This is a genomic window from Pseudoalteromonas caenipelagi (genome assembly GCF_013140855.1).
GTDB classification, from domain to species: domain Bacteria; phylum Pseudomonadota; class Gammaproteobacteria; order Enterobacterales; family Alteromonadaceae; genus Pseudoalteromonas; species Pseudoalteromonas caenipelagi.
The window spans coordinates 366887-393068 of the sequence record NZ_JABBPG010000004.1 but is presented as its reverse complement, the minus strand read 5'-3'; the positions used below and the strand labels follow the sequence as shown (position 1 = coordinate 393068).

Annotated in this window: 10 protein-coding genes; 9 read left to right on the top strand and 1 reads right to left on the bottom strand. The window is 42.3% G+C overall.

The window, feature by feature from the left end; genetic code table 11:
- The first annotated feature begins 105 nt into the window (after window positions 1-105).
- The 4 genes from HG263_RS12395 (at window position 106) to HG263_RS12380 (ending at window position 4297) form a co-directional block, all read left to right on the top strand.
- Window positions 106-594: a hypothetical protein gene (locus tag HG263_RS12395; RefSeq protein WP_171626391.1), complete on the top strand. Its 489-nt coding sequence runs from the start codon at window positions 106-108 to the stop codon at window positions 592-594.
- Between the two features lie 969 nt (window positions 595-1563).
- Window positions 1564-2250 carry a helix-turn-helix transcriptional regulator gene (locus HG263_RS22585; protein WP_281358264.1) on the top strand — a complete coding sequence of 229 codons (687 nt, stop codon included), beginning with the start codon at window positions 1564-1566 and terminating at the stop codon, window positions 2248-2250.
- A gap of 57 nt (window positions 2251-2307) precedes the next feature.
- Window positions 2308-2904, top strand: coding sequence for a DUF4097 family beta strand repeat-containing protein (locus HG263_RS12385; protein ID WP_171626389.1), 597 nt, complete (start codon window positions 2308-2310; stop codon window positions 2902-2904).
- A gap of 274 nt (window positions 2905-3178) precedes the next feature.
- On the top strand, window positions 3179-4297 hold the full coding sequence (locus HG263_RS12380) for a cupin-like domain-containing protein (RefSeq protein ID WP_171626388.1): 1119 nt from the start codon (window positions 3179-3181) through the stop codon (window positions 4295-4297).
- Window positions 4298-4334: 37 nt separating this feature from the next.
- Here the strand turns inward: HG263_RS12380 and HG263_RS12375 are convergent, their stop codons facing one another.
- Complete coding sequence (locus tag HG263_RS12375; protein ID WP_171626387.1) at window positions 4335-5162, bottom strand: O-methyltransferase; 828 nt, start codon at window positions 5160-5162, stop codon at window positions 4335-4337.
- 527 nt (window positions 5163-5689) lie between these two features.
- Here HG263_RS12375 and HG263_RS12370 point away from each other — a divergent pair.
- The 5 genes from HG263_RS12370 (at window position 5690) to HG263_RS12350 (ending at window position 26182) form a co-directional block, all read left to right on the top strand.
- The gene (locus HG263_RS12370) at window positions 5690-8125 is read left to right on the top strand and encodes a penicillin acylase family protein (RefSeq protein WP_171626386.1); all 2436 of its coding nucleotides are present in this window, start codon (window positions 5690-5692) and stop codon (window positions 8123-8125) included.
- A gap of 14 nt (window positions 8126-8139) precedes the next feature.
- Complete coding sequence (locus tag HG263_RS12365; RefSeq protein WP_171626385.1) at window positions 8140-9891, top strand: cyclic peptide export ABC transporter; 1752 nt, start codon at window positions 8140-8142, stop codon at window positions 9889-9891.
- 261 nt (window positions 9892-10152) lie between these two features.
- On the top strand, window positions 10153-19824 hold the full coding sequence (locus HG263_RS12360; RefSeq protein ID WP_171626384.1) for a non-ribosomal peptide synthetase: 9672 nt from the start codon (window positions 10153-10155) through the stop codon (window positions 19822-19824).
- Complete coding sequence (locus HG263_RS12355; protein ID WP_171626383.1) at window positions 19824-22679, top strand: hypothetical protein; 2856 nt, start codon at window positions 19824-19826, stop codon at window positions 22677-22679. Before HG263_RS12360 ends, HG263_RS12355 begins: the two co-directional genes overlap by 1 nt.
- 20 nt (window positions 22680-22699) lie before the next feature.
- Window positions 22700-26182 carry a non-ribosomal peptide synthetase gene (locus HG263_RS12350; protein ID WP_171626382.1) on the top strand — a complete coding sequence of 1161 codons (3483 nt, stop codon included), beginning with the start codon at window positions 22700-22702 and terminating at the stop codon, window positions 26180-26182.

Sequence of the window (26182 nt, the reverse complement as noted above, 5' to 3'; positions counted from 1 at the left end):
AAGTGAGCAGCAAGAATAAAATTTTATAAGGAGATTCAGTTGGGCATTGCTTATTCATTGCTTGTAGTATCGTTAAGCCTTGATCCATTGGTTGGAGTACTACAGATGCAAAAGCCTGTTCGAGAGTATTACTACTCTAGGGAGCCTGGAACTGTGGTTCATGAATATGGTTTAAGAAAAGAAAGTAAAGTTAAGAAAGGGCAGGCATTATTGACCTATATTAAGGTGCCAGAACAAGTCGAGAAGACGATAGTGTCACGCTCGGCTGGTTATCTTGAGTATGCTAATAGTGATCTATCCACAGGAAGCAAAATTGACGCTGGCGAAATGCTATATAAGGTAAAATCTAACTTAGTGCATGCTTGGTACTATATAGACGGATTTGACGATAAAAAAATAAAAGCAAATTCGCAGCTATGGGCTTGCACCCAAAACGGTGAGCAATGGCAATTTAACATCGATTCAGTCAAAGGTGATAGAGTCCTTCTTTCTTCCGTTTTAGCGACGCAAGACTATAGTCGTCTGTATTCGCTGAGTCAAAAGCAATTGACTATGTATCACAGCCAATCTGAATGCGTGAAGAGTGTCCAATAAAGGCTCACTCTTCACTAATTCCTCTTCACTAAAAACTTAAAACCCTAATCTGCTTTATAGTATCTCCGGATTGCTATCGATGTTTATCTATTCAAATCGCTCTGTAGTTAATTATTGAACCTCACCTTAGGATAAGCGACAGTTTTTTACTCACACTGTGTCGTTTACACTTGCAATAACATGCTATTGCCGCATAAGTGCGGTTTTGATATTGGATAAATGATCTTTATTGGATTGCGAGTATGGCACGTTAAAAATATTTGTTATTTCAAAGCGCTCGTCTATACCTAAGGTTTTCTAGCTAAAGCGGCGCTATAAATTACGTGCCCTATTTTGTTCATTCAAAGATAACCTATCTGCCAGCCCAGCTTTTTAAATTGAATCCGTTTAACTTGCGAACCTATAGAACTGATACGGCTTTAAAACAGCAAATTAAATCGAAGCGGTTGTTTTCTAGTTGGGTAATTTCGTTCATTTGTTAGTTGGAAATAGTTTCGAGGTTACCATTAGATATCACAGCATTGTTCGCCGCTCTATCATGATTCAACATGCTGTCCTTTGAACTATCCAAGTCAGTGAGTAATTAAGCTGTAAAAAGCGCAAGCTCTCTCTTTTCAGTCAAGTGCCAACCCTTGTTAGAGAGTTTTAGTTAACTTTTATAGGTAAGTTGTATCACTAAGAACTTGTCTTCAAGTTATGTAGCAAACCCTCAACTACAGGTAGCGTAGGCGATTGTGAATTTATTCATTTAATACTGCAAAAAGTGAGCTAATTAAACGAATAATATTCGTCATTATCAATCAATATGTAGATCATCTTAATAATAATATTCATTGTTAAGTTGTTGTTTTTAATGTTTTGTTTTTATTTTTTGTTGTTTTGACGAATGCTTTTTATACATCCAAAATGGCTCTAGAACACAAGCTACTTTGTGTCAGTTTTTAAAATACATGATGCATGGAGTTAACAATGAAAAAACTAAATGAAATAGATTTTTATGGTCCTTTTGAAAGCAGTTCAGTCTTAAACGAGGTGATCGCGAAGTTTGAGGCCGTAGAGCAAGGGATTGAATTGACCAACACGCTGAGCGATATTGCATTGAGCTCAGGTTATGAATGCTTAGCGTTTATTGATTATGCACCTATGTCGACCGCAACTTACCAAAAGCACCTTTATGGTAAGTATGGTGCTGATGTTGAGTGTTACCTTGACAGTGAAGAAATATATAAATATTGCAGAAATGGTTTTCGCTTAACCTCGTTGGAATCTCTTCTAGCAGAGCGCTCTGATATAGAGCAATTATATGTATTGCCATTGAGAGGTGTGTACGGCATTGTTGGCGCGTTGGTATTCAATATCCCAAAAGATTTTTTAGAATACAAAGGTATTGAACTAATTGATTGGTTCTGGACAATTTTATCTCCATATTTACTGCAGGCAGCTATTCGTTGCCGCACGGATAAAATAAACATCACTAAACGTGAAAGAGACTGCCTGATGTGGGCATGTGAGGGTAAAACTTCTTGGGAAATTAGCCAAATATTAGGCGTGTCTGAGCGAACGGTGAATTTTCACTTATCTAATTGCATTGAGAAAACCAATAGTGCAAATAGGCAACAGGCAATCGTTAAATGTATCGTAAAGAACCTAATTTAAACTGCGCTATTGCAATGAAAAAACTAGCGTAGCGAGGAAATATTAGTGGAGTGTACTTTGAAAAACAAAATTAAGCTGGCCGTATTAGTAACCTCTTTGTTTGGTCTGGGAGCTTGCTCAGTCGGTGATCGAGTCGTCAGACAAGGTGCCGATGCGCATCTCTTTGCAGGTAATATTACCGTGTTGGACGGCCAGCATGTCGGTTTACTTGAAGTAACCAATGGCAATGTAACTCTTGGCAAAAACACCATTTATAAGCGCGTTGATGTAACAAATGGGAATATTCAAATTGGTGCACTTAGCCAAGGCGGGGCCTTAAGTGTCACAAATGGTCAGATAGAAATTTTAAGTAATGTTGAAGTTTCAGGTGATGTAATCATTACCAATGGAACAATTATTATATCAGAACAAAGTCAAATCAATGGGACTGTTGAAACTTCAACAGGGGATATCATTGTTAAACCGGCCGCTCAAATATCGGGTGACTTGGTGTTCAATAAACCTGGGTTTATTAGTTCGCAGTTTGAAAACCACACGCCCACTTTGAAAGTTGGCAAAGATGTCAAATTGAAGGGAAAAATCCATCTCTATCGGCCAATAAAGTTGGAGCTGGACGACTCAATCAATAAAGAATTAATCACTATTCATTATTGATTGAATTAACCCCCCAACGCACCGTTTTAACCATATAAAAAGAAATAATAACGGTAAAAGTGACAGTACATCGACAGATATGAGTACGCTAAGATTATTTCGGCTGTATCTATAAGGTAGATAAACTGTTTTGTAAGTTAGTGCTGAATAAGTGCAAAGTTACAAAAGGGAATGAGGCATTTTTCTACCTGTGTAGTTACGTAAATTTGATGGAATGATTCGCGGCATGTCACGTACGGCATCATTGTCAGTGGTTTAGGCCGATGGAGCAAATATGAATAGCTTTGGAAAAATAAAAAGAATATCGAGTAAAGAGGAGTTCGCCCCTTTTTTAAAGCAAGGCATACCTGTGATTGTAACAGGTGTTGTTGAGAATTGGCCTGGATTCAATCTTTTCTCGATGGATTACTTTGCATCTTACTATGCTGATGTTGAGTTGCCTTGCAAACTTGATCAAGGCATACAGCGTATGACATTGACTCAGTTATCAGAGCACCTAAAAAACGGGGAGTCGCAAGTATGCTATGCCCCACAACTGCCATTTTTCAATTATTTAAATAAAGGTAAAGAGGGAGACCTTGGATCGCAGGCATGCCCTGCACCTACTTGGCTAAATAACTTTAATGAAGCAAATATTTGGATTGGCCGAGGAGTAACACCTTTGCACTTCGACGGTTATGATAACTTTTTAGCCGTGATTGAAGGTCAAAAAAAACTCATGCTGTTTCCACCTGATGCGATGGCCGCTGCAAAAACAAATAGACAGTGGTGCCAGTTAAGAGCCCATGCCTTAGCCGAGCACTATACAAACTATTTAGAGGTGATCGTTGAACCAGGTGAAATGTTATATCTGCCACCATATTGGCTTCATGAAGTCTCAGTACCTACAGAAAACGCTATTTCTATAAATTATTGGTATCACCAGCAATACGGTCAGCGTAAATCGTACTTTTTGCCTCATATAGAAGGGGTAATGCAGAATTTTGAAGCTTTATTGAGTGAACTTTCAGAACGGGAAGTGGCCCATGTCCTGAGTATTTTTGAGGATATGCATGCACAGTTTATCGAAGGGATATTTCCAACGCCGCAGTCTCATTTAACTTGGTCACATCATGGTAGAGATAATCAGGCTTTGCATGAAAAGCAATATATAAGACCTGAGTTTATATACAAAGATGGTGAGCAACGCACACTACTTAAAATAACAAAAAATACACTTTTTAGTATCGAACAAATGGCTGCAGAGTTAAATGATGGTGAAAAGCAACATTTTAATCGAGTTATGAACCAGGCGAAAGAAAAAATAAAGCTCGGTTGTATTCCTCAGCCATATAAAAAGTTTGAAAGAAATGACGATGTTGAAAGTTTATATTATAGGTCTTCATTTTTATAATGTTTTTAAAACCCCATTTTGGGGTTTTTTATTTTTATTAGATTATAATTTGTTTTTGCCTGCTAATGAATTGCAATAAGCTGTTGTAGGTTTTTTGGCGATCTAAATGGTGGAAGGTAGGGTTATAATGAGATTTTTTTCTTAATATTGTACAGCCATTTTGGTTCAGTTTATGTGGCTCTTCCAACAACAATACTTCTGCTTCATCTCCACAGGAATTTAACATCCACTCGATGGCCTGATAATTTTCTTTTTGAGAGGGGGTGTTGTGAAAGATCATTAACCCTCCTTGAGGGTTTAAAAGAGGCCAAAACTCCGTAAAAAACCTTTTGTATTCAATATGGTCATTCCAAGCCCAGTCAATGTTTTTATGATCTTCGTGCAGCGCAAGGTTAGAAAAACTTTGCCCAGTCATGTGCTCAAAAATATCATCATGGCCAATCTGTGAAATAGCCTCCCTAATCCCTTGAACGTATTTGTGATCAGAGTTGAGGTCTTCAAAACTAATGAGTTTTGGGTGGTACTCTTGCAAATAGTATTCTGGGTTAACGCCACAGGCTTTCCCTCCTGAGCTAAACCACTCGAAGATCGCGGCTTCGTCATTTAAGTTATCAGCCGATGACAGCAATTTTTGTGTTTTTTCTAATAAAGCAGTCTTTTCCTGTTTGATATCGTTTACGTTATCTGCAAGCGCTCGAAGCACATACATAGTTGAGTGACCAGACCCATACTCAATGATCTTTTGCGGGCGAGTCATTCTTGCTAACGAATATAAAAGTATTCCAACGTGTTCTGTCCCAGATGTCGCTAAATACGGGTTGCAATACTCATTTGCTACTTTTAAAAACTGTGAATCTAAGGGCATATACCAGCGTCCTGTAATTTTCTAGCAGTTAAGCAATGTTTATAGTTATCTGACCAGCATACTGAGCAAAAAATCAAAGATCTAGCTGTCATTTCATGTAGTTCTATATCAAAAATTTCTAGGTTCTCTCCCTGTATAGGCTGAGAGTCAAGGTTTTAAGTATTGTTCATGCATTCTTGTCATATATAAAAGTATCAATAGCAAAAGGCTGACAGAGTTAACAGGTGTTTTTATTTCTTGCGTTGTTACAAAATAACAACTAGTCAAAAAAGGAAGTGCCGAAGAAAAGATTTGTAATAAATGAAATTGTTCGGACATTTTGATTGCTTACGTATAAAAATTAACATTCAAACATTTTTATATGTATAGGTTTTAGTTTTGCGAAGTTGATAATTTATAAAATTATAGATGGTGAAAATAAATAACTCATTGTTCTACCTTGTATAGCAAAGCCAAAAAGTGACGGATTAATATAGCCGGTATTAAAAAGCCGAAAATAAGAAATAATAATGGAGTGAGTATCAAGAATGCGTTCAATATTCTTAAGGTTTTTCCTATTAGTCATACTGCCTCTCGTAGCTATTCTAGGCTATGTATATGTCTCTATGGACTTTGGATTGCCGCAAACCAGTGGCGTTATTCAAGTAAGCGAGACAAAAAATGATATCAGTCTGACCAGAGATAAAAATGGCGTAGCTTATATAGAAGCTACTAGCGATGAAGATGCTTTTTTTGGTATCGGTTTGGCACATGCACAAGATCGACTATGGCAACTAGAGTTACAACGCCGCATTGCTCGAGGACGTTTAAGTGAAATTCTAGGCGAGTCTGCGTTAGCCCTTGATGCGAGAATGCGTACGCTCGGCTTCCAAGAAATAGCTAAAACAGAATGGCATGCGTTATCGGATGAAGCTAAAAGTTCGCTCAGCGCTTATACAAAAGGTATTAATACGCGTATTAATAGCAATGACTCGCTACCAATAGAGTTTTTGTTCTTTGATATTAAACCTGAACCCTGGACTGAAATTGACTCGCTTGCGTGGAGTAAAGTATTTGCGTTGAGCTTATCAAACAGTATGTGGACTGAAATTGCTCGATTTTTGTCAATCCCTTATTTAACCCAAGCACAACGCGTAGAATTGTTTGAAGGCATTGAAGATACACAGATAAGCCATGTTGATGAAAATGTTTCTAATGCTTTGACGGCAATGCTTGAAGTGCAAGAAGACATCGAACAACGTTTTAAAATCGGTGGTGATTATGTAGGCAGTAATGCATGGGTTGTATCTGGTGATTTAGGCGAAAACAATAGCAGTCTATTGGCAGGAGACCCTCATGTCGGCTTGCAGATCCCTTCAAGTTGGTATGTAGCAAGCTTGGTCGGCGACAAAATTAATGCCAAAGGAATGACCTTGGTAGGCCTGCCCATCATTATTTTTGGCCGTAATCAGAATATAGCTTGGGGCGGCACCAATATGATGGCTGACGTACAGGATCTCTATTTTGAGCAGGTAAATAGTGCGAATGCCAACTTGTACTTAAATGATGGCGAATGGATGCCTTTTGAGGTTGAAAAACAATATATAACAGTACGTCCTGATTTCCCGACTATTTTAAGAGAAGACACAAAGCCTGTTGAAATTGAGATTAGAAAAACAATCAGAGGTCCTATAGTAAGTGATGCTTTTGGCTTGTCTGATCAACCCATTTCTTTACGTTGGCCTGCACTGGATACCGGTGGCACTACTTACGAATCTTTCTTCAGACTTAACTATGCACAAGACTGGGAATCATTTAAAGGAGCGCTGGCTTATCACGTTTCTCCAACATTGAATTTCTTGTACAGCGATCGCCAAGGCAATATTGGTTACCAAGGTGCTGGTCGTATCCCTATGCGCAAGAAAGGAAATGGTGATATCCCTCTTATTGGCGAGTCAAATGGTGATAACTGGAGTGGCTACATTCCATTTGAGCAAATGCCTCACATTTATAACCCTAAACAGGGCTACATCGTGTCAGCCAATAATAACATGATGGGAGAGCAGTATCCGTATCACATTTCTTATGATTGGGCGCCATCTGCACGCGCTGATCGTATAGCGCAATTGCTCGAACAAAAAATTCGCTCTGGTGAAAAGCTGACTGTTGAGTACATGAAAGAGATGCAAGGAGACACCGTTAGCTTTGGTGCACATGCTTTGATTGATCTACTAGTCAATACGCCTATGCAGACAGAAGAGCAAAAGCAAGCACAGCAGTATTTAGCAAGTTGGAATGGCGATATGTCTGCGGATAGTCAAGCTGCTGCGATTTTTTACAGTTGGAGCCGTTTTTTACGAATTGTACTGTATTCAGACGAGTTTAAAGCGCCATATGGACGTGCAAAGTACAGCGGTCTAATGAGCAGTTCTTATATGAATGTAACATATGACCAGATTGCGCAAGCACTGACAAAAAGTGATGCAAATTGGTGTGATGATGTGACCACTGAAGGTTTAGAAAATTGCGATGTGGCTATCCAAAAAGCACTGAACATGGCGATTTCACAACTGACTAAGTTAGTGGGCTCCGATATGGAAGACTGGCAATGGGGTGAAGTACACACCACTGTTTATAAACATACACCATTTAGTGAAGTAAACATGCTGAAAGACCTGTTTGAGCGTCGTATCGCCAGCAGTGGTGGACCAAACACTATTAATGTAGGTACTGCAAACTTCGTAGAGTCTGAAGGGTTTGAGCAGTATTTCGGTGCGGCACATCGCCAAATTATTGAGCTAGGTGAAAACGCCCAAACACATTTTTACATGAACTCGACGGGCCAATCAGAGAATGTGTTTAGTGAATACTATGACGACATGATTGAGCCGTTCAATGGGTTGCAATTCCTTGAACTACCGAACGTAGCTAAAGGCACACAGCTTGTGCTTAAGAATGCAAATACAACAAACACTAAGCAGTAGATAGGGAACAGAATATGAAGCTTTTTGATGCTTTTAGTAGACAAGCGCCTAATAAGGTTTTTTTCTCAATACTATTGGGGGCGCTCTCTGGTATCTGTTACGCACTTTTAATACCAATTGTATTGAGTGCTATCAGTGAAGATCCTGCATCTGTCGTAGAGTACGAGTCGACCGTTAGAACCGTACTTTCATACGATGTGAGTGATTATAAAGTCGCCACTCTGTTTTTAATTGTGTGTGTCTTTATTCTTGTGACGCGAACATTGTCGCAAGTTATTTTAACGCGAGTGTCTATTGATTTGAGTACAGAAATGCGGATCGGCTTTTACAAGCGCATTATGGCTGCCTCAACTGATGTACTTGAAAAAATGGGGTCAGCTAAACTACTAGCAACCATTACCACTGATGTAGGTCGCATTGTATCGGGCGCACGTATGCTACCAGATGTACTCATTAACAGTGTGACAATTATTGGCCTACTAGGGTTCTTAATTTACCTGAATATCAATGTGTTCTGGTTTGTTATTGGAGCGATTACATTTGGTGTTATTACTTATCAATTACCTATTTTGTTAAGTAACGCTTACCTATCTCATTCTCGAAAGAAAGTAGATGACCTGTTAGAGGCTATTAATGGCCTTATTTATGGCAACAAAGAACTAAAGCTTAACGATGTAAAAAGCCGTATCTACCTTGATGAAGTACTTACAAAGAACGAGCATGATGTTCGTGATGCAGAGAAAACGGGTAACACCATTACGCGTGCTGCAGCTAACTATGGTGACATGATCAGTTTCTTTGTTATCGGAATAGTGACTTTCATCTTTATCAACTATGAGTCAATGAGTTCTGATGAGTTGGTAGGTGTTGTGATGGCTCTACTTTATATCACAGGCCCTGTATCAATCGTTATCAACTCGATTCCACAGATCATTGTATCGCGTGTGTCATTGAATAAAGTGAACAAAATTTTCCAAGAAATCCCACCCGAGAACATTAATCATGATGTTTTCCCTCTTGAGGATTGGCAGGAAATCCGTTTTTCGCAGGTTGGTTATCAATATCCTGAGCGTGATGGCTTAGAAGGTTTCAAAATTGGGCCGATTGATTTCACCATTGAAAAGGGACAAATCACCTTTATCGTTGGTGGTAATGGTTCAGGCAAGTCAACGTTAAGTAAGCTACTTACACTTCACCATCAGCCAAGTAGTGGCACTATCAGCTTTGGTAACACTGTGGTTGATTCACATAGTATTAAAAGCGTTAGACAAAGTATTTCGTCAATCTATTCAGATTACTACTTGTTTAATCGTCTACTGACTGAAAATGGTGAATCAGAAGAGGCGTTAAAAATTCAACAGGATGAGATTGACGTATATCTTAAAGAGTTGGGCCTTGATGACAAAGTCACTATCAAAAATGGTGAGTTCTCGACTATCTCCCTATCTGATGGCCAAAAGCGACGCTTGGCTCTATTGGTGGCTTTTTTGGAAGATAAAGAGTTCTACCTATTTGACGAATGGGCTGCTGATCAGGACCCAATTTTCAAAGAGTTTTTCTATTACCACATTTTGCCTCAGCTAAAAGCCAAAGGTAAAGCTGTGGTTGCGATTAGTCACGATGATCGCTACTTCGATGTAGCTGACAAAATTCTTGTGATGGAAAGTGGTTCGTTAATCGATTGTATAACCGAGAGAGAGATCATCGATGAGCGTACTAAAACAAGAAACATTGTCAGTACTAAAAAGGTGGCCGCGCAGACTTAACGCGTCAAACCGAGTCGACTATCGGCGTAACTAGGTCGGCAAATACTTCTCTTGGTAGTGCATAACAACATAGTAAAAAACTACCAAGAGAAGCCTTAATAAAGCGTCGTTCCTCATAACTTAACTTCCCTAGAAGTGGGGCATATTTTCTGCAAATCAGAAGATAGGCCGAGTTGTGGGTGCTTGATAGGAAAATTTTCAGTTTCGTAGGCAATTCTCGGTAGCTGAAAGTGAAATATCTACTTGAAGGATATTGAAAAGATGAGTGAATCACAGGTGAGATTTCCATTATCTCTGACACAACAAGACATTTACTTTGACCAACTGCACAACAGTAGCAGTCCGTTGTATAACATCGGTGGCTATATTCGATGTGGTGCCATAGATCTGGACAAAATTAGATTGGCGCACCAAGCTTTGGTGATTAATCATGATGCATTTGGCATACGTATTGTTGCCGAGCAAGACGAAGTTAAGCAGTACATCAGCAACACTCGCTCATCAGATTTACCACTGCATGACTTTAGTTTTGAGCTTCAACCTGAGCAAGCCGCTATTAAGTGGCTTGATGAACTATTTCAAAAGCCAATTAAATTTAAAAATGCACAAATGTGTTTCGGCTTTGTATTGAAGTTAGCTGACGATCAATATTGGTATGTTGGCTTAAGTCATCATTTAGCGATGGATGGTTGGGGGTTTGCTAATTGGGCTCATCAACTGGCTGATTACTACAACGATGCAGCAGACTTATCACAAAATGATAGTGGTCTTTGGCAGAGTACGTGTGAAAAGGATCTGAGCTACCTCTCTTCTAAACGATATCAAAATGATAAAACGTTTTGGCAATCACACAGCCAAAACATGCCTGAAAAGTTACTAAATCAGAATTATGCGAGTAGCTTTGCTGAGCAAGATATTATTCCTAGTGCACGCCACCGAATTCCACTTTCACGAGCTAATTTTCAGCGCTTCAATGCAGCTGCAAGCAAGATGGGTGTTGGTGTTCCACAATTATTTATTGGCATGCTGAGCTGTTACTTCTCATTAGCATACAATCAAGATGCTATTAGTTTTGGGATCCCTGCCCACAACCGCAGAAATAGCACAGAAAAAGATATGGTTGCCGTGTTTACCAGCGTGAGTCCTTTAGTCATTCAAGTTGATAAAACACAGCCGTTTGCGACCTTGGCTCAGCAGATAGCAAAATTACAAAAAGCCAGTTTTCGACATCAAAGATTCCCAATTGGCCACATGATGCAAGCCCTTAACAAAAGTGGGATGCAAGACGCATTGTTTGATATCAGCTTCAACTACCTAAAGCTAGATTATAGCGATCTTGCTTTTGATGGTGTGCCAGCCGAGGTGATTTACCATCACCATCATCATGACGCAGTGCCACTGACCGTTACTATTTGGGATGGTGATGGTGAGGATTTAGAGCTGCAACTTGACCATAACTTAGGCTATTTCTCTAAACCAGAGATACAGTTATTAGGTGAGCGATTTGAGTTTTTATTAGCGCAGTTAACCAAGGAGCATGGTGCCGATATCACAATAGGTGATTTAGACCTTATTCCTAATAGTGAAAAGGTGCTTTTAAATCAGCAATTCCAACCTGAATCACTGAATTTTGACAGAACTCTGCTGGTACACGAGTTATTTGAACAACAAGTTGTTCGTACTCCACAGCAGGTTGCACTCATTCACAATCAGCAACAGTTGAGTTACCAGCAACTGAATGAGCGAGCGAATCAACTAGCTCAATACTTGGTCAATCATGGTTTGCAAAAAGAAGAGCTAGTTGGTGTATGTATTGAGCGCAGCGTTGATATGGCCGTTGCTGTGCTTGGTATACTTAAAGCCGGTGGTGCATATGTGGCGTTAGACCCAAGTTATCCGGCCGATCGTTTAGCCTATATTGCTGACGATGCGGCAATGAGATTTGTGGTTAGCCAACAAGCCGTTGCGCAACAGATAAGCTTTGCTGAGCAAATTCAGATTGTTGCTTTAGATGACCCATATCTTAAAGTGCAGTTACGTGAGTGTGATACCGCTAATCTATCTGAGCAACATGCATTGAGCGCCGATCAGCTTGCGTATGTCTTATATACATCGGGCTCTACAGGAAAACCTAAAGGCGTTCAGATTGCGCATCGCAATGTCGTTGCCTTTGTTAAGTGGGCACAGGCTTATTTTAGCGAAGCTGAACTCAATAAGGTATTGGCTTCGACTTCATTAAACTTTGATTTATCGGTATTTGAGTTATTTGCGCCTTTAAGCTGCGGTGGTTGCTGCGTCATTGTTGAAAATATCTTATCTCTAACAGAACTAGACTATCAAGATGCAGGTATAACGCTTATCAATAGTGTGCCATCAGGCATTAAGGCGGTGCTTAACGAATCAGCAATCCCTAGTTCTGTTTTGACAATAAACAGTGCTGGTGAACCATTGCCTAAAGCATTGGCGAACGCACTTCTTGCACACAGCAATGCACAGCGAGTGGTTAACTTATACGGGCCAACAGAAGACACAGTTTACGCTACAGCACATTCAATCTGCGAGCCCATTGTTGGCGATGTGTTAATTGGTAAACCAATTGCTAATGGTCAGGCCTATGTTTTGAATGAGCAAGGTCAGCAAACACCCATTGGCGTGACAGGTGAGCTTTATTTAGCGGGTGAGCGTCAATCATTAGGTTATATCAACCGTCAGGATTTAACAGACAGTGTGTTTGTAGCCAATCCTTTTACCACAGATACAACCAGCAAGTTGTACAAAACGGGTGACCTGGTTTGCTTTCAACCTGATGGGTCAATTGCCTATAAAGGCCGTATAGGTGATCAAGTTAAAATTAGAGGTTTTCGCATTGAATTGGGTGAGATCGAGCATCACCTCAGCCAGTTGCCAATGGTCAATAGTTGCTTGGTGGTCGCACGTGCAGACTCACAAGGTGATCATAAGTTAATCGCATACGTGCAGTGCTATGAGATTAGTAATGAATTTAATGCAACAGATGAGTTAAGACAGGCACTGGCATTAAAACTGCCTCACTACATGATACCCAGCGTATTTACTATGGTAGAGGCATGGCCACTAACACCAAACGGTAAAATTGATAAGAAAGCGCTACCAGCACCAGATGTTACGGTATTTCAAAATCAATATGTCGCTGCGACCAGCAATACCGAAAAAGTACTGTGCGCGCTATGGGCAAAGTTACTGGATGTTGAGGAACAAGCAATTAGCACGACTGCTAACTTCTTTGCACTCGGTGGACACTCTTTGTTAGTCATGCAACTCGTTGCACATATTCGTAATACCTTGTCATGCCAATTAGAGTTCGATCAAGTATTTGCTGCGCGAGACTTACGTGCTTTAGCATCCCTAATTGACTCAAGCAAAACCAAAGATAGCTCAACCAACACACAAATCAGTGGCTGCAGCGAAGACACCCTGGTGATGTCCAGTGCACAACAAAGTATGTGGCTGATTGACCGAGCGCAGGGCAATAGTGTGCAGTACAACATGCCACAAGCGTTGACAATTCGCGGTCACTTTAACATCGAAATTGCAACGCAAGCAGTGGTACAGATCATTGCTCGCCATCAACCTTTACGTACCATTTATCAAGATCACTGTGGTGCAGCGGTGCCGCAATTACGCTCAGCCGACGACTTTTGTATTGAGTACGTAGATCTGAGCAATGAAGACACCAGTGCGCAACAGGCTTTAGTTGAACGTCTATGTACTGAGTTTGCGCTACGCCCATTTGATTTGGCATCAGATTTAATGATCCGCGTAAAGCAACTGCATTTGGCTGATGAAGCACAACAGAACAGCGGTATTTTGTTGTTCAACATTCATCATATAGCTTTTGATGGTTGGTCAATTAAGTTATTCATTCAAGAGTTTAATGCACTTTACACTGCCTTGTCACAAGGTAAAGCGAGTCCACTCAGTCCACTTACAACAACTTATAGTGACTATGCGTGTTGGCAACAAGCGCAATTGAGTGATGTTACAGCACAAACTCAACTTGGCTACTGGGCGAAAAAGCTAGCGGGTTTACCTCAAGTTCACAGTATTCCGTTAGACAGACCTCGTCCTGCGCGCCAAAGCTACAACGGTACCACACACTACAGCACGCTAAGTGCAAAGACAGTAGCTGCTTTACGTGAACTATGTCGTGGCAAGAGTGCATCGCTCTTTATGGGCTTACATGCGATTTTTGCAGCACTTGTTGCTAGGTACAGTAATGAGCAAGATATTGTAATTGGTACTCCTGTCGCCAACCGAGAGCAAGCAGAGATAGCCGATTTGATGGGCATGTTCGTCAATAGCTTGGTACTGCGCAGTGACTTGTCCAACGAGCCGAACTTTTTAGATCTAATGACCCAAAGCAAAGAGGTGTTGTTAGAAGCATATGCAAATCAAAAAGTATCATTTGAGCAAGTCGTTGAGCGTTTGCAGCCAGCGCGTAACCTAAGCCATAGCCCGTTATTTCAAGTGATGATGGTACAAACTGATGAGCAAAACATTGCGTTTGAGCTACCTAGTGTAACACTAGCGCAAGCACAGATGCGCACCTTGATTGCCAAATATGACTTAACACTGAGTGTTAAAGAGCAACAAAGCGAAGTGCAGCTTGGCTGGGAATACAACTCAGATCTATTTAATGCAGATACTATCGAGCGCATGGCGCGTCATTTTGCATACTTGGCTGAAGCCTTGGTATACACACCAACACAAAGTGTCTTTAAAGCCCCGTTATTAAATAAAGATGAACAACACCAGCAATTAGTGAGCTGGAACCCTGTGCAAGTGCAAGACAGCACTGCATGTATCCACGAGGTGTTTGAAGCACAAGTTCGCGCTTTTCCACACGCCACAGCGGTTGTGTATGAGCAGCAAAGCATCAGCTATGCGACCTTAAATAAGCAAGCGAACCAATTGGCTCACTACCTTATTGAGCAACGCCAGGTGCGACCTGATATGCGTGTAGGCATTTGCCTAAATCGTTCATTGGATATGATAGTGGCTATTCTGGCAGTGTTAAAAGCTGGAGGTGCTTATGTTCCTTTAGACCCTACATCACCGTCTTCACGTATCAACTTTATTCAAAGCGATGCTCAGCTATCAACGGTGATCACGCAATCGCGCTTAGCGCAGCAGTTGCAGTTAGCGGATGATGTTACGGTGTGTTTAGATGATGCGTCTATACGTCAACAGGTTGCATTACAGTGTAACGATAACATTGTCTCGTCAGAGCTTGGCTTACAGCCTAACCACTTAGCGTACGTCATATATACCTCAGGCTCTACAGGTCAGCCAAAAGGGGTACTTATTGAGCACCAAAATGTACCTAGGCTATTCAGGGCTAGTGAACAACATTTTGAGTTTAAACAAAGCGATGTTTGGACTTTATTCCACTCTTTTGCCTTTGATTTTTCAGTCTGGGAAATATGGGGGGCACTATTTTACGGCGCTAAGCTGGTGATTGTGCCTCAAGAGATTACACGTTCTTCAGCGGAGTTTTTCCAATTAATTCAAGAGCACAAAGTCACAATTTTGAGTCAAACGCCAAGCGCTTTTGCTCAGCTATCTAACATTGCATGTGCTCATGAAGATGCTCAGTCCATAGCAAGGTCAACTTCACTGCGTTATGTGGTGTTTGGTGGTGAAGCGTTGAATTTTGCTGCGCTGTCTTCATGGGTTGCGCTATATGGCGATGCGACACCGCAGTTAATCAATATGTATGGCATCACAGAAACCACTGTGCATGTTACTTATCAGCGTGTACTACAGAGCGACATTCTGAATCGCAAAGAAGCAAGCATTATCGGTCGAACTCTCAGTGACTTAAGTGTACAGCTAATGGATGCACATCAAAACTTGGTGCCTGTAGGTGTGATTGGTGAAATGTATGTGGGTGGTGCAGGTGTCGCGAGGGGCTATTTAAATTTACCCGAGCTAACGCAAGCACGCTTTATTGATAACCCCCATTTTGATGGCAAGCATAGTGAAAGGTTATATCGCAGTGGCGACCTAGCGCGTTGGCTGCCAGATGGTTCGCTGGAGTACATGGGCCGTATTGACCATCAGGTTAAAATTCGAGGTTTTAGAATTGAACTTGGTGAAATTGAGCATGCTCTTGCATCTCTAACATCCGTGAACGAAGCAATTGTTATCGAGCACCAAGTGGCTGGTGGCGAAAAACAACTGGTTGCTTACATTGCGTCGTCACACAGTGATGCGCACAGCCAAGCGGATAAAAAAGCTTATATCACTGCCATCAAGCAGCAATTAGCGCAACAGTTACCTGAGTACATGGTACCGACTGTGGTGATGGTGTTAGCTTCGTTACCATTGACTGACAATGGCAAGGTTGATCGTAACGCGTTGCCAACGCCAGATCTTTTTGTGCAACAGGGAAGCTATGTAGCCCCGAGCACAGAAACAGAACAGCAATTGGTGAGTTGTTGGGCACAGTTACTTTCACTAGATGAAAATGCACTCAGTGTGATGGCTAACTTCTTTGAAATCGGGGGAAGCTCTTTACAGTCATCTAGAATGATCCACCTATGCAACGAAAAGTTTGGCATCACACTGCGTATCAAAGACATCTTTGAATGCCCGACAATAAAAGCGTTGGCTGCTCGAGTAGATGAAGCGAATCAGCACATGAGCGCTTCGAATATTCAGCCGATGCAGCATTATGCTGCACCTACTCAAGTACCATTGTCATACACGCAGTCACGCATTTGGTTGGTTGAGCAACTCAAGGGTAAAACCTGTGAGCACAACATGCCAATCGTTGTAAAAATGCAAGGACATGTTGATATTGAGATCTTGCAGCAGGCGATGACTTACATGGTTGCGCGTCATGATAGTCTACGTACGTTTGTTGATATGCAAGATGGCCAACCATACCAAATGGTCAGTGAGCAGGTTGCTCCAGTATTCAGCTTTGCAGATTTAAGCGATATGCCTCAGGCAGACAAAGCGGCTAAGGCACGTTTGCTGGCTTATGAAAATGATGTGCAGCCATTTAATTTGGCCATGCCTTCACTGTTAAGAGCGATATTAATTCAGCTAACACAAGCAGACTACCAGTTACATATTAACTTTCATCATATTATCTCTGATGGTTGGTCAATTAGCTTGTTCGTTAATGAGTTACTAGCGGCTTACGATGCGTTTGCTTCACAAAAACAGCCTCATCTACCGGTATTGAAATTTAACTATCAAGACTTTGCGTTGTGGCAAAAAGCATTTTTACAAAGTGAACAAGCAGACAGTCAAGCGGCGTTCTGGAAGCAGTATTTACAAGGCTGTAACGAGCAAATTACGCTGCCATATCAACACAAAGTGGCTAGTGCAAAAGCGCAAGGAAAGAACGTTGTCAGAGCAAAAATTAACAATACCCTGACGGCATCACTGAACAAACTTGCAGCGCGTCATCAGGGCAGTTTGTTTAATGTCATGCATGCCGCACTTGCATTGCTCATTGGTCGCGTAAGTGGTGAGCAGGACTTTAATATTGGTATTCCGGTAACTGGGCGCAATATTGCAGGTACTGAAAACATTTTAGGTGCATTCCTTAATAATTTACCCGTTCGTACACAATTAGATTTAGCCCAGCCATTTTCACATATGCTTAGCCGTGAAGTGAAAAATATTGCGTCGGTTTTATCAAATCAAGATTTGCCATTTGAGCATATTCTAACACTGAGCGAGGCAAAGCGTACGAACGATACAACGCCATTGTTCCAAATTTTCCTTAATATGTTGAGTTTACCTGAAGTGGAGTCTGCCAACGAGGCGTTTAGCGTATCGCTAGAAAAAGGCTCTGATGTAGGCAGTAAGTTCAATATCACTTTCTATGTTGTCCCAACAGATTCGGGTATGGAGATCCACTGTAACTTCAACAACAAGTTATTCGCAGCGGCAGACATTGAACGCCTTGTAGCTCAATACACTTTGCTGTTAGAGCAATTATCAGAAAATAGCGATAAAGCATGCGGACAGTATAAGTTAGTTCAAAAAACAGACTTTGTACCGCACTTAACACAGTCTTTATCGCTGCCGTGGCAAGGTCCTGTGCATCAGTGTTTTGAGCAAGTTGCTGAGCAAATGCCAAACAACATAGCCTTACGCTTTAACGGTACACAGTGGCGATATGATGAGCTTAACTCTGTCGTTAACTACTATGCGCAGCAGTTAGTACAAGCGGGTGTTACAAGCGGTGATACGGTAGCTATCATGACCGAGCGCTCAGATGCGTTGGTTATCGCCACCTTGGCAGTACTCAAAGCGGGCGCAGCATTTATGATGCTTTCTAAAACAGTACCCGCAAGACGCATCTTACAACAGATGCAAGCAGTGCCGCCTAAGGCATTGATTAGTTTATGCGTTGACGATGTTATTGACGACAAAGTACAAGCGCATATCACGCAAATTGACTGTACTCGAGTGCATGTTATCGCCGATAAACACATCGCAACAAAACAGCTTAACGCACAAGAGTTTGTTGGCCCAGAAGTTGCCGCAGATGCGCCAGCCTGTATTGCTTTCACATCAGGTACTTCTGGTCAACCTAAAGCCGTGATGGGTCGCCATAGTGCGCTGAGTATTTTTATGCCGTGGATGCGCGAAGCTTTTTCACTCTCGGTGGATGACCGCTTCGGCATGATGTCTGGACTTGTGCATGATCCTCTACAACGCGATATGTTTACGCCGTTGTGCATGGGCGCGACGTTATGTATCCCACAAGAGCAAGACTATGATGTTGCTCGTTTAAATGACTGGTTATTGGACAACCAAATTTCAGTCCTTCACTTAACGCCAAGCCTTGGCAACATGCTAAGTGGTTCGGTAGAGCGTCCGATAGAATCCCTGCGCAAAGGCTTCTTTGTTGGTGAGGCGTTGACGACCGCACATGTACGCAAGTTTAAAGAATTTGCACCAAATCTATCAGTGGTGAACCTATATGGCTCAACTGAAACCAGTCGCGCGGTGAGCTACTTCAATGTAGACGCGCATCTTGATTACACCAATACCGATGAGATTGTGCCTGTAGGTAGCGGAATTGGTGGTGTGCAATTGGTGCTGTTTAATTCGCAAATGACACCTTGTGGTGTTGGCGAAGTGGGTCAAATTGGCGTACGCAGTGAGCATTTATCACTGGGTTATGGCAACGATGCACAACTAAACAAAGAGAAATTCATTCAAACTCCCGGCTCAACGAAGCCAGGTGATGTTATCTATCTCACCGGAGACCTTGGCTACTACCGCGCCGATGGCAATGTGACCTGTCTTGGACGTATGGATAAGCAAGTGAAAATCCGCGGTTTTAGGGTAGAACTTGCTGAAATTGAAGCGGTACTCAAACGCCACGAAAGCGTGCATCAAGTTGCGATTACAACACAAGCGCGTGCTGATGAGCTGATGATTGTAGGCTGCGTGGTGCTAGCTAATGGACACGAACAAAGCAGCCAAACAATCCGCACATGGCTTGCTGAGCGTTTACCTGACTACATGGTGCCTGCGCATTTGGCCATCGTTGAGCAGATCCCGATGACAGAAAACGGCAAGCTAGATAGCAATAAGTTAAGCGAGTTAATCCTCATTGCTGGCCCTAGCGAAATTGAGCCACCTGCCAATGAACTAGAAACAGAATTACTAGCAATATGGCGAGAGCTATTGGGCGTTGAGCAAATTAGCATGCTTGATGACTTCTTCTCGATTGGTGGCCATTCGCTACTTACAACCCGATTACTAGCAAAAGTTAAGCAACAGTTTGGTGTAGAGATTGAGTACAAGGCGTTCTTTGATGACAGCTCAATCCGTGCAATCGCCGCGCATATCGAAAGCGTGAAACTGGCTAACTCAGTACTTAAATCAAACAAAAACAAAAATAAGGTGATCTTGTAATGCCTAAACAAACTTCACAAGAATTGACGAAACAAGAAGCCTATGCATCTGAAAATACGTCATTTTTATCATCGTGTAATACCATTTTACATGACTATATGAAAAGCAATCGCGATGCTACGGGACAGATTTTAAAACAAATCAAAGCACAGCCTTATGATGGCGGATTTCAAGCGCATTATGGTGTTGAACCCTGGCCTGTCGTGTTGTCGTCAGATCGTATTGATGAGTTCAAAGAGCTTGTTAAAGAGTTGCCACATATCGCAATAACGGTATTGAAAAATTACTTTGGTAATGATGTAGAAGGGTTTTGTGACTACTTCGACAGTAGCAAAGATGTTTTCGATTTGTTGAATGCATCCACCATTCATGTTGACGAGATTATTTGTCGTCATGACATCCTTTACAGCAATCAGCAGTTAAAGCTGCTGGAAATGAATATGGGCACCAACATAGGTGGTTGGGAGCTGGATTGGTTACATGCTGATACGTTCAAAGCGATTAGCAGTGTTGCACCTTTAGTGGATAAAGATATAGCTTATCGTCCGGTTATCAATGGTCTCGCGGATGCGCTAGCAAAATCTGTAAAAGCGCTGAAAAAAGAGGGTAAAACCGGCAACATCCTGTTTCGCGCCACCGAGTTGCCTCCAGCTGGCATGGTGATGATGGCGCAGTATATTCAAAGCCATTACCAAGCGAGCGAGCATTATCAAGGCGGACAAGTATTTTTCTTCGCTGACATGGCTGAGCTGCAGTTTAAAAATAACAATCGAGTGTACTTCCAAGGCCAAGAAATGGACGCGGTTTTATTACTTGATAGAGATATGCCACCGAGTCTGTATCGTAAGTTAGACATGGCTTATATCGCACAGCATATTCTTTTCCCAGATAGCGCAGTACATAGCCTGATTGGCAGTAAAACGTTGATGGCCTTACTGCATGAACCAAAAGCAAAAGCGTTGCTCAGTGAGCAGCAAGTAGCATGGGTTGAGCAACACGTACCTTGGACGGTTAGAGCTAATCAAAACATCGTGCTATGGCAAGGTGAATCACATGATTTAGGCACATTGCTGTTGGCACAACAAGATCAATTTGTCATCAAAAAGTCACACTCATTACAGGGTAAAGATGTCTTCATTGGTAAATACACCAACGATATTGAATGGGCTGAGTTAGTACGCGAGCTCAGTGGTCAAGGCGGTTGGATTGTGCAGCAGTTTTGCCCTTCAGACGTTATAAACAGTGCCAGTGAGCACAGCCATATTCAGCCAGTGATCCCAGTGCTAGCGGCATTTGGATTTGGTGAGGTTTATAACGGTTCAATTGCTCGTGGTGTACCGGTGCATCTAGATCAAGGGGTTGTAAACTTAGGTCGTGGCGCTGAGATCATCGTGTTATTAGAAGATAGAACGCCTGTTTGCAATAAAACTTCTGATGAGGATTACACCGCTTCTTTGGAAAATAATCAGCATCACTCAGCGTTATTTAGAGAAATGATGGAAGCATTAGCCGTTGATGAAGCTATGCAGCAGTATCAACTGAACACGGATATTGATGGTGTGCCTGATTTTATGCGCCACTATGAGTATACGATTTCGGCGTGGCCATTTGTCATTTCTAGCCAGCAAGTGGCGCAATTTAATGACTTTATTAAGCCATTAGTTGAGCTTATGTATCGTGCTGTTGATGTATTTTTTGCCCAAGATAGTAGCAAATTTGCTCACTACTTAGATGAGCCGGCGATTGTTTTTGACTTGCTAAAGAGAGCAAAAGTTGACCCGCGCGATTTACTGTTCCGCCATGACATTATTTTCTCTGAGCAGGCATTTAAATTACTCGAGATCAATGTGGGGTCAACGGTAGGTGGTTGGCAGCATGACTGGGTGAACTGTGTGTTCGACAAGTCTCTTGAACTCAGTGATACGACGGCAAACTGGGACTTAACTTATCGTGATGTAACGGCAAAAACCTTCGCAGCTATCAGCAGCACAATTCGTCGTACCAAACCAAACGCGCAAGGTAATATTTTACTGTATTCTCGCGGTGAGCAGGATATGGCGCAGTTTGACAGCTTTAAGCAAAGCTACTGTGAACTATATCAACGTGTTGCCAAGTTTCCGCAAGGAACCATTCACTTCTTTAGTGACTTTGCACAACTGCAATTTAGCAACGACGGCCAAGTGATATTTGACGGCAAAACCATGGACGCGGTGCTGCTGACAGTAGGAGAGGATGTGGAAATTCCACGTACAACGATGATGCGCCTCGTATCGAGTTACCTGAGCGGAAAAATCGTTTTTCCAGATAACCCAATCCACGGAGTTTTAGGTAATAAGACCATGCTGGCATTGATGCATGAACCTGAACTGCATGCACAGCTAGATGAGGCATCGGTTGCATTTATCCAACGCTACATTCCATGGACCATCAAGGTCAATCAAAAGCAAGTTGTATGGCAAGGTAAAAAACACGACCTAGAAACCTTATTACTTGAAAACAAAGATCAATTTGTTCTCAAAAAATCCCGCTCATTACAAGGCCGAGATGTGTTTATTGGTCGTTACATGAGTGATGAGCAATGGCAAGCATGTTTTAACAAAGTACGTGATGACAATGGTTGGTTGGTGCAACAGTTTTGCAAACCAGACCCCGTGGTTGCCAGCTCACAGTCTTCTGAAATCGGTATTTATGAGCCGGTTTGGGGCATTTTCGACCTAGATAATGAATACAGCGGTGCCTTTGTCAGGGCAAAAAATAAAGGACAAGGGAACGGCATCATCAACTCAGCAGCCGGTGCCATTGAGTTCTCTGTGTTCGAAGAAACAAACAACAAACAACAAAAATTAGTTCTGTAAGTGGTTCAAGGAAACAAAAAATGAAAATAGTAAACATCATAGCTGAATGTGCAAAGCAACAAGTTGAGTTAAGCGTTAATGGTAATGATCTAGAAGTTTCTTTTGACCAATACCCATCAGAAGAACTAATTGCAAACTTACGTGAGAAAAAGGCGGATATCCTCGCCTTTATTCAGGCTCAGCAAAACTCCACTCGCACAGAGGTGGAAGCCATCACGCCTGTCAGTAGAGAAGGCAAATTACCGCTATCTTTTACTCAACAACGTTTGTGGCTTGCAAACAAAGTAGAGGGTGGCAGTGTTCATTACAATATGCCTGCGCGTTTGAAGCTTACAGGAACATTGGATTTTGCAGCGTTAGAGCAAGCATTTACAACCATTGTGTCGCGCCACGAAAGCTTACGCACACGGTTCCTTGAAGATGAGCAAGGTGAACCCTATCAGCAAATCCAACAAGATTATCAGTTTAATGTTCGCTACACCGACTTATCTCATTTAGAAGGTGTCGAACTTGACGCCAGACGCAATGACATCGCGCAATGTGAAGCGCAGCAATGCTTTGATTTAACAAGTGATTTAATGTTGCGAGTGCAAGTGCTGAAAGTGCAAGCCGATAGCCATGAAGTGCTGGTTACCATGCATCATATTGCCTCGGATGGCTGGTCGCTGGGCATTTTGGTTGATGAATTCAGTAAGCTATACAGTGCATTTAGCCAAGGGCTAGACAATCCGCTTGCGCCGCTCGATATTCAATACGTTGACTACGCACAATGGCAGCGTAATTGGTTAAAAGGCGATATGTTGGAGGAGAAGTTATCGTATTGGAGTGAGCAATTAGCTAACTTACCTGCGGTGCATAGTTTACCTTTGGATTACCCACGTCCTGCTAAGCAAAACTTTACTGGCCGTACTTACCAATCACATATTGATGCTGAAACAACCCAGGCATTAAATGCATTGTGTAAAGCCAAAGGGGCCACATTGTACATGGGCCTAAATGCCATCTTCAGTGTGCTGTTAGCGCGTTATAGCAATGAGCGAGACATTGTGATCGGCTGCCCAATAGCAAACCGAGAGCAAGCTGAAATCGCACCATTGATTGGCTTTTTCATCAATACATTAGTACTGCGTAGTAATTTAGCAGGTGAGCCGAGCTTTAATGAGCTGTTAGAGCGCACCAAGCAAATGATGCTAGACAGCTACAGCCATCAACAAGTGCCATTCGAGAAAATCGTAGAAAAACTTGTGCCTACCCGTAGCTTAAGTTTCAGTCCGTTATTTCAAATTGTATTGGCACTGCATAACAACGAACAACACGAATTATCACTGCCAGGGGTAACACTGAGCAATGTAGAGCAAGGAGGCGATATTGCAAAATATGATCTGCTACTCAACGTCAGTGAAAGCGAGCAAGGTCTGACATTAGGCTGGGAATATAGCACGGCATTGTTCCGTGAAGACACCATAGCAACCATGGCCCAACACTTTAGTAATCTACTTCAGATGATGCTGACGCAGCCTGATACTTCGGCATTTGCATTACCAATGTTAAGCGAGCCTGAAGTCGCGTTGATGCAAAACCAGTGGAATGCAACGGAGGTAGAATACGATAAGTCGTTGTGTGTTCATCAGTTATTTGAACAACAAGCCGCGCTTAATCCTGTTCAGAAAGCCGTTGAATTTAATAATGAAAGCCTGACTTATCAGCAGCTTAATGGTAAAGCGAATCGCTTAGCAAACCTACTAATTGAGTCTGGTGTAGAGCCAGGTTCGAAGGTGGGTATTTATTTAGAGCGCTCAACTGAGATGTTGATTGCTGTATTGGCCACCATGAAAGCAGGGGCGGCTTATGTACCACTAGAGCCTAGCTATCCATGTAACCGTATCGAAGCCATCTTGGAAGATGCAGAGATTGAAGTGGCGTTATTAAATTCAGCGCTTATGGAATCATTCCCAATGTCGGGGGTAGATGTTTTAACCCTAGACAATGCGGCAACTGATGAATCATGGATGTCTGAGTACAGTGATGAAAATATCTGTGTAGATGAGGTAGAAACAAACGCCCAAAGCTTAGCCTACATCTTGTACACATCAGGCTCAACCGGTCGTCCGAAAGGCGTTATGGTGCCACATCAAGGTGTTGTTAACTACTTAACGCATGCCCAAGCGCATTACTTAAACGACACACTTATCGGGTCGGTGGTTAGTTCTCCTTTGGCATTCGATGCAACATTGACCACGCTACTAACGCCGTTGATGGTAGGTAAAGTGGTTCGCATTCTCCCTGCTGGAGAGGGGGAGTTAGATAGCCTAACCGCGCAGTTAGCTGACGAAAGTGCATGGCTATTCAAGATCACGCCTGCACACTTGGATGCACTGTCACAAATGCTGCCAAAAGCGGGGAGCAAGACGGCACAGCATCATATTGTGGTCGGTGGAGAGCAGCTGACTCAATCATTGCTTGCGCAGTTTAGGTTGCAATTACTACCAAATACCACCTTTACCAATGAGTATGGTCCAACAGAGACTGTCGTGGGCTGTAGTACTTACACGGTTACGCCACAAAGCGAAGAGCAGCAAGATAGCAGCGGTGCTATCCCGATTGGTAAACCTATCTGCAATACTCGTTTGTACGTGCTATCAGCTGATATGCAAGCACAGCCAATCAACAGTGTTGGTGAGCTATACATCGCTGGTGACGGCGTAACGTTGGGCTATTTAAACCGTGATGAGCAAACGCAACAGAGTTTTATCACTCATCCTCAGCTTGGTGAGCAAAAGCTATACCGCACAGGTGATTTAGTACGTTGGCGCGGTGATGGTGAATTGGTGTTTGTAGGACGCGCGGATCATCAAGTTAAAGTGCGTGGCTTTAGGATCGAACTGGGTGAAATTGAACATGCACTGCGCGCTATTGACGGCGTACGAGATGCATTGGTCATTGCCAACACTCAAGAGGGCGACACCAAATTAGTGGCTTACGTTGTTCCCACCGAGTTTCCTGGCGAAGGAGAAGCTCAGAGCACAGCTAAGGCGGCGCTTGCAGGCGACTACCTAAACAAGGTTCGTCAAGAGTTGCCAAGCTACATGGTGCCAAGTAACTGTGTGGTACTGGCAAACATGCCGTTAACAGAAAACGGTAAAGTTGACCGTAAAGCCCTACCAGACCCCGATGGCAATGCATTATTAACAGCGCAGTATGTTGCGCCAAGTAATGATGTAGAGCGTTTGTTATGTCAAAAATGGCAAACATTATTACAAGTGGATCGCGTGGGTGTAACCGATAATTTCTTTGACCTTGGCGGTCACTCTTTAACGGCTACACGTTTGATCACACAAGTAAACCAAGAGCTGGGACTGAGCCTTTCCTTACAACTTATTTTCGACATGCAAACAGTCTCAGAGATGGCTGCACACATAGAGTTTTTACAAGTGCAACAAGCCATGACAGCCAAGCAAAGTGAAGTAACCAATCAAGCAACACCAGAAGAGGTGGAGTGGTAA

What these genes read in the sequence shown, in the direction of transcription:
- HG263_RS12370 (WP_171626386.1), top strand. Translation starts at nt 5,690, where the DNA reads ATGCGTTCAATATTCTTAAGGTTTTTCCTATTAGTCATACTGCCTCTC.
- HG263_RS12365 (WP_171626385.1), top strand. Translation starts at nt 8,140, where the DNA reads ATGAAGCTTTTTGATGCTTTTAGTAGACAAGCGCCTAATAAGGTTTTT.
- HG263_RS12380 (WP_171626388.1), top strand. Translation starts at nt 3,179, where the DNA reads ATGAATAGCTTTGGAAAAATAAAAAGAATATCGAGTAAAGAGGAGTTC.
- HG263_RS12350 (WP_171626382.1), top strand. Translation starts at nt 22,700, where the DNA reads ATGAAAATAGTAAACATCATAGCTGAATGTGCAAAGCAACAAGTTGAG.
- HG263_RS22585 (WP_281358264.1), top strand. Translation starts at nt 1,564, where the DNA reads ATGAAAAAACTAAATGAAATAGATTTTTATGGTCCTTTTGAAAGCAGT.
- HG263_RS12360 (WP_171626384.1), top strand. Translation starts at nt 10,153, where the DNA reads ATGAGTGAATCACAGGTGAGATTTCCATTATCTCTGACACAACAAGAC.
- HG263_RS12375 (WP_171626387.1), bottom strand. Translation starts at nt 5,162, where the DNA reads ATGCCCTTAGATTCACAGTTTTTAAAAGTAGCAAATGAGTATTGCAAC.
- HG263_RS12355 (WP_171626383.1), top strand. Translation starts at nt 19,824, where the DNA reads ATGCCTAAACAAACTTCACAAGAATTGACGAAACAAGAAGCCTATGCA.
- HG263_RS12395 (WP_171626391.1), top strand. Translation starts at nt 106, where the DNA reads ATGCAAAAGCCTGTTCGAGAGTATTACTACTCTAGGGAGCCTGGAACT.